The sequence below is a fragment of the Burkholderia sp. ABCPW 14 genome (genome assembly GCF_001523835.1).
GTDB lineage: Bacteria > Pseudomonadota > Gammaproteobacteria > Burkholderiales > Burkholderiaceae > Burkholderia > Burkholderia mayonis.
In genome coordinates, this window is the sequence record NZ_LOVS01000149.1 from 237,753 (window position 1) to 250,745 (window position 12,993).

Sequence of the window (12,993 nt, forward strand, 5' to 3'; positions counted from 1 at the left end):
ATGGTTCCCTCCGGTGGTGGTTGAAGCGCTACAGCGTCGGTAAGCTCAATTCGGCATGGACGTCGGATTGAAGCCGCACGATGCGGGGCCGGGATCGTCGTAGAACTGGCCGCCCGCAAGCGACTGGAAGCGGATGTACGCGAGCGTGTCGGCTTCGGTGTCGAGCATGATCGCGCGCGTGATCTTGATCCGGTCGAGCATCGTCTGCTGGTCGACGCCCGCTTTCACGAGCACGCGTGCGCTCAGCGCGCACGCGATGCCTTTCGCGATCGCGTCGCCTGCCAACTTTGCGTCGCCCGGATCATGGACGTCGTTGACGGCTTCGCTCCAGCCGTATGCGATCTGCGTGAGCGCCTCGCGCGTGACGGCCGAATCCGCGTATTCGTGCGCGATGTACTCGGTGACGCGAGGGGGAAGCGGCGGCGGCGCGGGGCGTGGCGTCGCCGATGACGCGATGGTGAATGCGTTCGCCTGCGCGGCGGGAGTGGTCGATGCCGTTTGCTCAGCCGGCGCGGCGGCGGGCGCCGCATCGGTCGACACGATCCGCGCGCAGGCCCACACGAATGCGGCGATCGCGAGCGCGGCCGCGGTTGGGTATTGCCATCGCATGCCCTCTCCTTTTTGTTGTGAAATCTTGTAGTGGTTGTGGAGCGTGATCGATTGTCCGTCACGATCCGGCGGTCCTCGATTCCGCCAACGGCTCGCAAACGTTACTCGAATTCGGCGCAGCGGGAAAGCGTCGCCCCGTCGACAGCGTGGGCTCCGCTTCGCCGTGATTCGCGCACGGCTTCAATCAGTGCGATTGTTGAGGCGTGCGATGTGATGCGTCGGTGCGCGAACCTGCATTGGGCAGCGTGCACGGTCGCGCTCGCCGACGCGAGATGCGAGATGCGAGATGCGAGATGCGAGACGGCCGCCCCCGATCATGCACGCGGAGATTGAAGGTGGCGTGACGGCGATCGCGCGTTGCGCGACGAATCGCGTCGATCGCCTACGAGGTGCTCGACGCGACCGACGCTTCCGCGAACTGCCAGGCGAACAGGCCCGGCACGAAGATCAGCAGATCGCGGATGCGCCGCGCGCCGGCGAGTCCGAGCGACGTCGCCGGATCGAGTCCGAGCGCGCCGCCGATCAGCACGAAGCCGCCTTCCTGCACGCCGAGCCCGCCCGGCACGAAGAACGCGGCGCTGCTGAGCGCCTGGATCAGCGCCTCGATCGCGAGCGCGTCGACGAGCGACACGGGCGTGCCGAGAAAATGCAGCGCGAGCCAGATCTCGAGCGACGTCGCGAGATGCTGCAGCGGCTGCCAGAAGAACAGATAGCGCACGACGGTGCCGCGCCGACGCCAGACCGCCTTCAGCGCATCGTCGATCTGCGCGGAGCGTTCGACGAGCGACGCGAGCTGGCCGCCCGCGACGCGATTGAGCGCGTGCATCGCGCGCTCGAACGGCTTCGCGTGCTGAATGAGCGCGAACAGGATCAGGAGCGGCACGAGCGCGGCGAGCCCCCACGCGAACATGCCGGCGACGCGCAGCGTGTCCGATGTCGCGCGCGTGAGCAGATAGCCGACGCCCGCGAGCGCGAACAGCGCCTGGCTGATCAGCGTCAGCTGCATGTCGGACACGAGGCTCGCGCTTGCCGCGGGCGCCGTCAGGCCGTGCGCGCGCAGCAGGCGGAACGATACGAGCTCGCCGCCGATGCGCGCGACGGGCAGCAGGCCGTTTACCGACTCGCGAATCCACACGAGCCGCAGCATCGCGCGCAGGCTCGGCTGGTCCGGCCGCGCGATCAGCGTTTGCCAGTCCTTCGCGTTCGCGAGCATCGGCAGCAGATGCGAAGCGGCCGCGACGACGAGCCCGATGCCGGCCGCGCGCATCAGGTCGAGCACCGCGTGGGGATTGTCGCGCGCGACGAGCCAGAGCGAGATCGCGAGGCCCGCGAGCGCCGCGACGCGCCCCGCGTGTTTTATCAGTCGTCGGTTGAGCGTCGCGTGAGGGGCGGTTCGTGGTCGGGTCGGTTCGTTTTGCATGACGAAGAAGAGTATTGCGGGCGCGCGGCGCCGATCAGGCGTTCGGGCTTTTTTCGGGCGCGGGGCACAGGCGGCCGTCGCGGTCGACGTCGAAGCTGAAGCCGCGCCAGATCACGCGCGACGACGAGAAGCTCGCGACGAAGATGCCGAATGCGATCAGATCCGCGAGCGGCAGCAGCAATAGATCGCGCACCGGCCGCTTCGTCGCGCGATCGACGATGCATTTCGCGGTGATGCGCACGGCGAGCGTGACGGGCACGAGCGGCCACGCCCACGCGGCGCCGTGCGACAGCACGACGCCCAGCAGCGCGAGCGCAAGCGGGTGCGTGAGCAGCGAGCCGAGATGCCCGCCCGGGTCGACCGCGCGGATCGTGCGGCTCCAGCGCAATTCGTGTGCGGCGAGTTGTGCGACGCGCGTCTCGACGCAGCCGTGCTCGACCGCGAACGGTGGCACGGCGACCCGCTCACCGCGCGCGCGCACGGCTTCGCCGATCGCGTGATCCTCGGCGAGATGGTGTGCGAACTGCGTGAGGCCGCCGATCGCGTCGAGCGTCGCGCGGCGCATCGCGATCGTCTGGCCGAAGCAGGGCCGCGCGAGCTTGAGCGCGAGGCCCGCGACGACGCCGGGCAGGAACTGATGATTGGTGACGAGCGCCTCGACGCGCGGCCAGAAGCCCGGATCGGGGCGGCCGCGATAGACGCAGGTGACGAGCCCGACGCCCGGCTCGTCGAGCTCGCCGACGATATGGCGCACGTAGTCGGGGCCGACGCTCACGTCGCTGTCCGCGAAGATCAGCACGTCGTGCGTGGCGGCGGGCAGCATGTTGACGAGATTCGCGATTTTGCGGTTCGGGCCGTACAGGCGCGCGTCGGCGACGATCGTCACGTGCGCGTCGGGAAACGCGCGGCGCAGTGCATCGACGGCATGCAGCGCGGGATCGTCGCGATCGTGCACGCCGAACAGGAACTGGATCGGACCGTCGTAGCGCTGCTCGCAAAAGCTCGAGAGGTTCGCGAACAACGCCTGCTCGGTTCCGTGCAGCGGCTTGACGATCGTCACGGGCGGGCAGTGTCGCGGCTCGTGCGGCGCGCGTGCGAAAAAGCGTTGCGTGAGCATGCCCGCGAACAGCGTGTACGCGCAGCCGAACACGGCGGCAAGCACGCACGGCGCGGCGAGCGATACGGCGAGCAGCGCGACGAAATGTCCGGCGTCGCCGAACGAGATCAGCTCGGCCGCGAGCAGCGCGGCGACGGTGCCGGCGAGCCACGCCAGCGTCTTCATCGTGCGGTCTCGCGAATGCGACGACGCGTGCGAACGGCTGCCGCGCGATCGTTCGAGCGATCGTGGCGGCGAGCGGCGAGATCGAGACAGGACAAGCTGATAGCTCCGCGTGAATGCGACTCTCGTCGGGAGGCGCCAGGCCGGGCGTTCGTGTGGGGCGGACGTCCGGCTCAGCATGCCGTATCCGGCCGCACTCCGCAATCGCTCGGTTACGTGGAGCACCGCTTGCGCGCGGCCGGAGGAGTCACAATAAGGTGCGGAACCGACTTTCTGATGGCATTCCGGTGACAAATCGGTTTAAGCAATTTGACAGCGTGCGAGTGACGGGCGAATGCGCGCCGCGGCGAACGGCACGCGCGCGCAAAGCCCGAAAGGCGTGCAAGGTGAGGGGGGCGAAACGAATCAGAAGATGATCGTCGTGCGCACGCCGACGATCGCTTCGTTGCCGATCCGCGAGCCGGGCTCGTTCGGATTCGGAATTCCGCCGCCCGGCCGGAACGCGTACTGGAAGTCGGCCTGCAGTTGCCACCACGGCGTCACCTGATATTGATACGTCGCTTCGACGAGCGTTTCCGCGCGGCGCACCGGATAGCCCGGCGTCGTGAACACGCCGGTGTCGCCGTCGATCCCGCGCGCATGCGAGCCGACTTTCGCGTAGCTGACGGCGAGCCCCGCGGTGTCGTTGTCGCGCCCCGCGAACGGTGCCTTCAGCGTGACGCCCGCGTTCAGCGCGAAGTCGACCGCGTTGCGATCGCCGGGCGCGCCCATCACGCGCGCGAACACGTTGAGCGAGCGCGGGCTGTCCGCGCTCGGGCGCCACACCATCTGGTCGGCGACCGCATAGAAGCCGTAGTTGCCGCGATGCGTCGCGGCGATGCCGTTGCTCGCCGGATCGGCGAGCGACACGCCGTTCGTGTCGTAGCGCGGATCGTCGAAGCGCTCGGAGTTGTACCAGACGCCGAGCTTGTACGTGCCGGGCAGGCCGGCGGGCTGCGGCGCCTTCGGATCGGCTGGCGGCACGTTGAGCGCGTACTGCAGTTCGCCGATGAAGAGCGCGCCGTTGTGCACGTTGAAGTTCGTGCCGTGGCGATTGAGTTGCTGCGCATCGCCGATGCCGCCCGCCGGATTGCCGTCGAACACGCCCGCCATCACCGTCCACGCGTCGGACGGCTTGTATCGCAGCCTGACGCCGAGCGACGACAGCGGATACGCGGGGCCGCCCGCCGGCATGTCGACGGCGGGCAGCACGGGCCAGCCGAACGTTGCGTTGATGAACGTGCCCGCGTACTGGCTCACCATGAATTCCTGATCGAGGCTCTGCTGGCCGATCTTCACGTCGGCGCGGCCGCCCGCGAACGACTGCTGATACCAGAGTTCCCAGAGGCGCGTCGCGCCTTCGGCCTCGATGCCGCTCGCCGTCTGCAGCAACTGCAGGTTGCGCGACGTGAGGCTCGTGCCGTGAATCTGCAGACCCGACACGTTGAACGTACCGCCGGGCAGCCCGATCGCCTTTTCGGTGTCGACGCTGAAGCCGAATTGCGTGAGGCCGTCGTACGCGCCGCCGCGGCGCGTGCCGCCCGACAGGTTGCGCAGGTATTCGCTCGTCTCCTGCAGGTTCAGCGTGATCCCGTGATCGCCGAGCTTGCTGCGCAGGCCGCCCATGTCGCCGAACAGGTTCGAGCGTTCCCAGAAGCCGGTCGGTGCGGGGGGCGCCTCGGCAGTTTGTGCGGCTGGCGCGGCGGGTGTGCTTTCCGCGGCGGTCGCCGCCGGTGCGGCGTTTTCGGCCGGCGCCGACGCGGCATTGGCCGCTTGCGCGAGCGCGGGCTGCGCGACGCCGAGCGACAGCAGCAACGGCAGGCCGGAAACGACGCCGGATTTGACGAGCATGTGATGAATGGTTTTCTTCATGACGAATCGTTGCTTGGTTGAATGCGGCCGAGGATACCGTCCGCTTGCCGCTTGAGGTTGCCCGCCGGGCACGGCGAACCGGCGAGCTCGCCGGTGCTTACGAGAACCACCAGCTGACGCGCATGGCCTGATTCAGGCCGGTGCGCTCGCCCGAGGCGGACAGCAGCGCGACGAGCGCAACGGCGCCCGCGATGGCGCCGACGATCGCGCAGTTGACCGGCCGCACGAGAAGCCCCGCGCCCGGCAGCGTGCCGTTGCTCGATGCGTCTGCCGCATGCGCGAGCGGCGAGATCGACGCGACGACGATCCGGTGGCTCGCGAGATGGGCGTAGCGCTCGAGCTTAGCCTTGAAAAATTGAACAAGCATGACTTCGCTCCCGTCTGCTCCGGCATGCGCCGGACAACGTAAGACGTCGCTTGGCGCGCCCGCAGGCGGCTTGCGACGAGAACCAAACAGAGGAAGCGTGCTGCGCACGGACGGACGGACGCCGCCGGCGATGAAGCGCGCTAACTCGACCCATGCGAGCTAGCGGCGAAGGAGACCCAGGCGGCTATCTCGCGATTGCGTTGCCGGTTTCGACCGGCGTCGGACTGCTACTACTGGGGGACGTGTCCACGAGGGACCCTCCTTCTGTGACGAATTGGGGCGGATTGTATGCGTGCCGTGCATGGGCGCGCAAGTAAAAACCGGATAAAAATACCGAATCGGTCAGCATGCGCCACATTCGGCGATGTGCGCGGCAAACGCCGTGCGACGTGACGTTCGGACTTTCGGCTCGGTTTCCGTTCATGGGCGACTGAAAGCAAAGGGCACGGTTTCATTGGGTAAAAACTTACAGCACCGCCAGCGCAAGGATTTTTTTTCGCGATGCCGACGATCGTCATTGACTTTCGGCGCGCAACATCCATAGAATCCGCCCATCTCCACAAAAGGGGCATACGCCTTGGACACTTGCAGTAGTCGACCTTCGAGCAGTTTTTTCGCCTGAACGACAAGACGTCCGCGCCTTTTTCATTGCCGCCGTCGAGCCGATCAGGCAGACGGTGCGCGTCGCAGTTCGCAGTACCACTCCCCGTGCACCCTTGATTTGCGCCGCATGAGCGCTGCGTTTTCGCACGCCCGTTCGGCATTTGCCGCGAACCCGGTTCGCGGCGCGCGTTCGCTTGGCGTCGCCGCGTGACGGCAGCGCCGAGCGCGCATGCACGCGTGCGTATTCGTCGCACGCGTGTGCGCGTCGCGACCCTATCTTCGACAAGGAGCCGACATGCCGGACAGTGACAGTTACCCCATATGCCGCACCCTGGATCTTCTCGATTTCGATCATCAAGGGAAGCGCGTAGGGCTCGATCGATAAGCGCATTGCGCGCATGAACTTCGAGCACGCGGCTTCCCGCCCATGCGCGAGAACCCGCGCCCGGAGAATCATCATGCAATTCGGTCTGCTTCTGTCGCAACTGCCGCACGTCGATGAGTCGCGCGTCCAATACGACGCGATGCTGTCGCTCGAATCCGCCGGCAAGGCGGCCTCCGCTTCGATCTGGCAGCGTCTGAAAAAACTGATTTTCTGACATCGGCAGCGCGCTTCGGCATACGCAAGCGATGCCGAAGCGCGGCGGCGCTTGCGTTTGCGCATGCCGGCGAAGCGCTTCGACGATCACCACACGCACCCGGAGAAACAACATGTCAACGCCAACCGACGTCTCGCCGCCCATCGCGCTCCAGCGCGGCGCCGTGCTGGATCAAGCGCACGTAGGCGACATCAAGGGCGCGTTCGGCACGATCGCGCATCACGACACGGCGCCGCGCAGCGGCTGGTGGGCGCGCGTGCGCACGCTGCTCGCGATCCTCGGGCCGGGCCTCATCGTGATGGTCGGCGACAACGACGCCGGCGCGTTCGGCACCTACACGCAGGCGGGTCAGAACTACGGCACGTCGCTGTTGTGGACGCTGCTGCTGCTCGTGCCCGTGCTGTTCGTGAACCAGGAGATGGTGCTGCGTCTCGGCGCCGTCACGGGCGTCGGCCACGCGCGCCTCATCTTCGAGCGCTTCGGCAAGTTCTGGGGCGCGTTCAGCGTGGTCGATCTCTTCATCCTGAACGCGCTGACAATCGTCACCGAGTTCATCGGCATCACGTTCGTGCTCGATTTCTTCGGCGTGCCGAAAGTCGCGGGCGTGTGCATTGCTGCTGCGTTGACGATGGCGGCCGTCAGCACGGGCGACTTTCGCCGGTTCGAGCGCTTTGCGGTCGTGCTCTGCATGTTGAGCCTGTTGCTCGTGCCGGTGCTCGTGTCGATCCATCCGCCCGTGCATCAGATGACGCGCGACCTGTTCGTGCCGACCTGGCCCGCGCACGCGAAGCTCTCCGACGTGATGCTGCTCGTGATCGGCATCGTCGGCACGACGGTTGCGCCATGGCAACTGTTCTTTCAGCAGAGCTACGTGATCGACAAGCGGATCACGCCACGCTTCATGAAGTACGAGAAGGCGGATCTCTGGATCGGCATCGTGTTCGTGATGATCGGCGCGATCGCGATGATCTCGTTCTGCGCGGCGCTTTACGACGGTCGTCCGGAAGCCGGCAACTTCACCGACGCGGGCGGCGTGATCGCCGGCCTCGCGAAGTACGCCGGTCACACGAGCGCGACGCTCTTCGCAATCGCGCTGCTCGACGCGTGCATCATCGGCGCGGCGGCCGTGTCGCTCGCGACCGCGTACGCGATCGGCGACGTGTTCAAGATCCGCCACTCGCTGCATCGCGGCGTGTCGGATGCGAAGGGCTTCTATCTCGTCTACTTCGGCATCGTCGCCGCGGCGGCCGCGCTCGTGCTGATGCCGGGCAGTCCGCTCGGCCTGCTGACGGAAGCGGTGCAGACGCTCGCGGGCGTGCTGCTGCCGAGCGCGACGGTGTTTCTGCTCCTGCTGTGCAACGACCGCGCTGTACTCGGCCCCTGGGTCAACTCGACAAAATTGAATCTGTTTACAGGCGCGGTGATCTGGGTGCTCGTGATGTTGTCGATTATCCTGACGGCGTCCGTGATGTATCCGGACATGAGCGGCGAGACGATGCTCGAGGTGCTTGCGGGCGGCACGCTGCTCGCAGTGGTGGGGCTCGTGGCGACGCTCGTGGTGCGCAAGCGCGCCGGCGGCGCGAATGAGACGGCCGACGCCGGCCTCGACCGCAGCCTGCGCGACATGTGGCGGATGCCGCCGCTCGACGCGCTGCCGGCGCCGCGGATCACGCTGTCGACGCGCATTTGGATGGGCGTGCTGCGCGGCTATCTCGTGCTCGCGGTCGGGCTCGTGATCGTGAAGGTCGTGCAGATGGCGTTTTTCAGGTAGCCGGCGCATGCAGCCGTTCGTGGCGCGCGGCCGGCCGTTTTCCGACGATTCGATTTCATACGGGAGCGACAGGATGAAGCGTTACGCGTGGGCTGCATCGATGATGGCCGTATTGCTGGTTGCCGCATGCACGAGGACGGACGACGACGAGGTGAGCAGCAAGACCAACGATGCGGCCGCCGCGGCGACGGCTGCGTCCGGTGTGTCGGCAAGCACCGCAGACGCGGCCGCCGCGCCCGCATCCGGTGCGAGCGAATGAACGGAAACGCGCGCGCGATGAACGTCGCGCGCTGCGGCGCGGGCAAGAAAAGTAGAGGATTCCTGCGAATGAAAGCCAGCCGAAATCCTTCCGACATAGTTTGACAGTTGCGCAGGCGCGAGTGAGCTAAGCTGCTTGCGCGCGGCGTCGCGATCGATTTCGGTCGCGCGCCGCACGTGCGTTCCTCGTTCGGTGGAACGTGCGCATTCGCCGGCGTCATCCGCGTCGGTTCTCGCGAGCGGTCGTGCCGACGTAACGGGCGCTACCGAATGTTACAAACGCGGCGCTGCATGAATGTCCATGCAATCATGCTCGCTCACGTTCAACCTAAACGGTGATTGCGATGGGAATCTTGAATACGGTAGGTGAGATTGCAGGCGCGGTGGCGGCCGTCGAGACGGCCGAGAAGGTCGATCCGGATGCCGGTCTGCTGACGAAGGCCGCGGCCGCGGTCGCCGGCTTCAAGGGCGCCGAGGCGCTCGAGAATCTCGTCGAAAAGAAGAAGGACGACAACGAAGCGGCGGAAGGCGGCGACAGCACGGCCGCGCCGGACAGCGACGCGTCGCAGGCGTAACGCGTCGGCGCGAAGGCTTCGCGCGACACGAAGCGGAAGGCATTGCCTTCCGTTTTTTTTTGCATCGGAGAATCCGCAGGTGATTGCGGTGCATGACAGTACGCGCGCGCGGCGCCGCAAGAAAGGCGAAATCTTGCTATCGTCGCCTGATCGAGGCTTCGATCAGGCGACGCAATGGAATTCGATTACGATCTCTTTGTCATCGGCGCGGGCTCGGGCGGCGTGCGCTTGGGCCGAATCGCGGCATCCTACGGCGCGCGCGTCGGCATCGCGGAAGAAGAGCAGATCGGCGGCACCTGCGTGCTGCGCGGCTGCATTCCGAAAAAGCTGCTCGTCTACGCATCGCATTACAGCCATGACGTCGAGGACGCGGCGGGCTTCGGCTGGACCTTCGACATCGGCCTGTTCTCGTGGCCGACGCTCATCGAAGCGAAGGACCGCGAGATCGGGCGCCTGAGCGGCATCTACGCCAGTCTGCTGAACCAATCCGGCGTCGAGATCCATGCGGGGCGCGCGACGCTCGTCGACGCGCACACGGTCGACGTCGCGGGGCGTCGCGTCACCGCGCGGCACATCGGCATCGCGACCGGCTCGCGGCCGGTGATGCCGCCGATTCCCGGCATCGAGCATGCGATCACGTCGCGCGAGGCGCTCAGCCTGCCCGAATTGCCCGAGCGGATCGCGATCGTCGGCGGCGGCTATATCGCGGTCGAATTCGCGGGTATCTTCAACGGGCTCGGCGTCGACGTCGACCAGTTCTATCGCGGCGAGCAGATCCTGCGCGGCTTCGACGACGACGTGCGGCGCGTGTTGCACGACGAGATGACGAAGCAGGGCATTGCGATCCATACCCGCGCGAACGTCGAGGCGATCGTGCGCGGCGCCGACGGCGCGCTGACGCTCGAGCGCGCGACGGGCGAGCATGGCCCTTACGACGCGGTGCTGTACGCGACGGGACGCGTCGCGAATTGCGACGGACTCGGGCTCGAAGCGGTCGGCGTCGCGCGCGATGCGGACGGTGCGATCGAAGTCGACGCGTATTCGACGACGACGGTGCCGTCGATCCACGCGATCGGCGACGTCACCGCGCGCCCGCAGTTGACGCCCGTCGCGACGCGCGACGGCATGCTGCTCGCGGCGAACCTGTTCGGCGGCAAGCGGATCGCGGCGGATCATCGCTACATTCCTTCCGCGGTGTTCAGCCAGCCGGAGGTCGCGACGGTCGGGCTCACCGAAGCGAATGCACGCGCCGAGTTCGGCGCTATCGATATCTACAAGACGTCGTTCAGGGCGTTGCGGCACACGCTGTCCGGCCGCGACGAAAAGACGTTCATGAAGCTCGTCGTCGCGCGCGATAGTCAGCGCGTCGTCGGCGCGCACATGGTGGGGCGCGACGCGGCGGAGATCATCCAGGGCATCGCGGTCGCGATCCGCGCGGGCGCGACGAAGGCGCAGTTCGACGAGACGGTCGGCATTCATCCGACCGCTGCCGAGGAATTCGTCACGCTGCGGCAGAAGGAGCCGGACGACGCGTGACGCGCGATCGGGCCGGCGCGTCGCGCCGGTCCGACAACGGCGACGGACGTCCGTCGAGCGATGCGCAGGGCGCAGGGCGCAGGGCGCAGGGCGCAGGGCGCAGGGCGCAGGGCGCAGGGCGCAGGGCGCAGGGCGCAGGGCGCAGGGCGCGGCTTCGACATCCGGCCCGATTTCAGGTTCGCGACTTTGGGTGACTGGCGTGGCGGTTTCGCCGCCGCGGTTAGGCCGGGCGTTGGCCATTCGGCTCCATCCCATCGCGTTTCATGTCCGCTCCGATCCATCGCCAAACACTCGCCAAGCCCGCACCCAGCCCTCGGCCTCCGCGCCAAGCCCGCCAGCCGGGCTCCCCCCGCGCCGACAGCTCCCGCCTCCCGGCCCGACCCGGCCAATCTCCGGCCCACACGAGGCGCGCGCGAGACTTGCCTCATAATCAGGCACAGCCGATACTCTCGGATTCCGCGAAATTCCCCCTTCCAACTGATTGAACGGTTTTCGTCATGACCACGATTCTTGAAAATCTCCCGGCCGGCCAGAAAGTCGGCATCGCGTTCTCCGGCGGCCTCGACACGAGCGCCGCGCTGCACTGGATGCGCATCAAGGGGGCCGTTCCTTACGCCTACACGGCCAACCTCGGCCAGCCCGACGAAGACGACTACGACGCGATCCCGAAGCGCGCGATCCAGTACGGCGCCGAAGGCGCGCGCCTGATCGACTGCCGCGCGCAGCTCGTCGCCGAAGGGATCGCTGCGCTCCAATGCGGTGCATTCCACATCTCGACGGCCGGTGTCACGTATTTCAATACGACCCCGATTGGCCGCGCCGTGACGGGCACGATGCTCGTCGCCGCGATGAAGGAAGACGGCGTCAACATCTGGGGCGATGGCAGCACGTACAAGGGCAACGACATCGAGCGCTTCTACCGCTACGGCCTGCTCGTGAATCCGGACCTGAAAATCTACAAGCCCTGGCTCGACCAGCAGTTCATCGACGAACTCGGCGGCCGCACGGAAATGTCCGAGTTCATGCGTCAGGCGGGCTTCGCGTACAAGATGTCGGCGGAGAAGGCGTATTCGACCGACTCGAACCTGCTCGGCGCGACGCACGAGGCGAAGGATCTCGAGAGCCTCGAGAGCGGCATCAAGATCGTCAATCCGATCATGGGCGTCGCGTTCTGGCGCGACGACGTGAAGATCGACAAGGAAGAAGTGACGATCCGCTTCGAAGAGGGCCGCCCGGTCGCGCTGAACGGCGTCGAATTCAAGGATGCGGTCGAGCTGCTGCTCGAAGCGAACCGGATCGGCGGCCGCCACGGCCTCGGAATGAGCGACCAGATCGAGAACCGGATCATCGAGGCGAAGAGCCGCGGCATCTATGAAGCCCCGGGGCTCGCGCTGCTGTACATCGCGTACGAGCGCCTCGTCACCGGCATCCACAACGAGGACACGATCGAGCAGTATCGCGAGAACGGCCGCCGTCTCGGCCGCCTGCTGTATCAGGGCCGCTGGTTCGATCCGCAGGCGATCATGCTGCGCGAGACCGCGCAGCACTGGGTCGCGCGCGCGGTCACGGGCGAGGTGACGGTCGAGCTGCGTCGCGGCAACGACTACTCGATCCTCGGCACGCGCTCGCCGAACCTGACGTACCAGCCGGAACGCCTGTCGATGGAGAAGGTTCAGTCGATGTTCTCGCCGCGCGACCGGATCGGCCAACTGACGATGCGCAACCTCGACATCACCGACACGCGCGAGAAACTGCGCATCTACGCGCAGGTCGGCCTGCTGGCGGCGGGCGAATCGTCGGCGCTGCCGCAACTGAAGGAAGACCAGGGCGGCAACTGACGCACGCGCCGCGCGCGGCCGGCAGCGAACCGATATGTTCGCCTCCGGCCGCGGGAAAGCGGTGCGGCCGATTCGAACGAAAACGCCCGCGCGGCGATCGCGCGGGCCGCGCGCAGCCAAGCGCGAAACGGCGGGCAGCTCGCATGCCCGCGCCGCAGGGCCGGGAATGAAGCCTCCGGCCCGTCGATACGCATCAACCATGGGACGCCGCCGCATTCGCGCGTTCG

The 12,993-nt window shown here is 66.9% G+C and carries 11 protein-coding genes; 5 read left to right on the forward strand and 6 right to left on the reverse strand.

Annotation, left to right across the window (positions count from 1 at the left end):
* Positions 1-45 precede the first annotated feature (45 nt).
* From WS62_RS24510 to WS62_RS24530, 5 genes are all read right to left on the reverse strand, one after another.
* The gene (locus WS62_RS24510; RefSeq protein ID WP_066576345.1) at positions 46-609 is read right to left on the reverse strand and encodes a hypothetical protein; all 564 of its coding nucleotides are present in this window, start codon (positions 607-609) and stop codon (positions 46-48) included.
* 382 nt (positions 610-991) lie between these two features.
* Positions 992-1,972: an HpnL family protein gene (locus WS62_RS24515; protein ID WP_197422914.1), complete on the reverse strand. Its 981-nt coding sequence runs from the start codon at positions 1,970-1,972 to the stop codon at positions 992-994.
* Positions 1,973-2,063: 91 nt separating this feature from the next.
* The gene (gene hpnI / locus WS62_RS24520) at positions 2,064-3,311 is read right to left on the reverse strand and encodes a bacteriohopanetetrol glucosamine biosynthesis glycosyltransferase HpnI (protein ID WP_066576348.1); all 1,248 of its coding nucleotides are present in this window, start codon (positions 3,309-3,311) and stop codon (positions 2,064-2,066) included.
* Positions 3,312-3,713: 402 nt separating this feature from the next.
* The gene (locus tag WS62_RS24525; protein WP_066576350.1) at positions 3,714-5,219 is read right to left on the reverse strand and encodes a carbohydrate porin; all 1,506 of its coding nucleotides are present in this window, start codon (positions 5,217-5,219) and stop codon (positions 3,714-3,716) included.
* A gap of 97 nt (positions 5,220-5,316) precedes the next feature.
* Complete coding sequence (locus tag WS62_RS24530; RefSeq protein ID WP_066495878.1) at positions 5,317-5,586, reverse strand: hypothetical protein; 270 nt, start codon at positions 5,584-5,586, stop codon at positions 5,317-5,319.
* Between the two features lie 1,061 nt (positions 5,587-6,647).
* Here WS62_RS24530 and WS62_RS37620 point away from each other — a divergent pair.
* Both WS62_RS37620 and WS62_RS24535 read left to right on the forward strand, forming a co-directional pair.
* Entirely contained in the window at positions 6,648-6,788 is a 141-nt protein-coding gene (locus WS62_RS37620; protein WP_197422912.1) for a hypothetical protein, read from the forward strand.
* Between the two features lie 112 nt (positions 6,789-6,900).
* Positions 6,901-8,559: an NRAMP family divalent metal transporter gene (locus tag WS62_RS24535; protein WP_066576352.1), complete on the forward strand. Its 1,659-nt coding sequence runs from the start codon at positions 6,901-6,903 to the stop codon at positions 8,557-8,559.
* An 81-nt stretch (positions 8,560-8,640) separates the two neighbouring features.
* On the opposite strand, the gene WS62_RS36900 is transcribed toward WS62_RS24535, so the two are convergent.
* A complete protein-coding gene (locus WS62_RS36900; RefSeq protein WP_156441118.1) occupies positions 8,641-8,994 on the reverse strand; it encodes a hypothetical protein in 354 nt (117 codons plus the stop codon).
* A gap of 167 nt (positions 8,995-9,161) precedes the next feature.
* Here WS62_RS36900 and WS62_RS24545 point away from each other — a divergent pair, with 167 nt between their 5' ends.
* The 3 genes from WS62_RS24545 to argG all read left to right on the forward strand — a co-directional run bounded on the left by WS62_RS24545 (position 9,162) and on the right by argG (position 12,766).
* A complete protein-coding gene (locus tag WS62_RS24545) occupies positions 9,162-9,392 on the forward strand; it encodes a hypothetical protein (protein WP_066495873.1) in 231 nt (76 codons plus the stop codon).
* 174 nt (positions 9,393-9,566) lie between these two features.
* On the forward strand, positions 9,567-10,928 hold the full coding sequence (gene gor, locus WS62_RS24550) for a glutathione-disulfide reductase (RefSeq protein WP_066576358.1): 1,362 nt from the start codon (positions 9,567-9,569) through the stop codon (positions 10,926-10,928).
* Between the two features lie 497 nt (positions 10,929-11,425).
* Positions 11,426-12,766 (forward strand): argininosuccinate synthase, encoded by a 1,341-nt coding sequence (gene argG / locus WS62_RS24555; RefSeq protein ID WP_066576359.1) that lies wholly within the window; start codon positions 11,426-11,428, stop codon positions 12,764-12,766.
* Positions 12,767-12,993 lie beyond the last annotated feature (227 nt).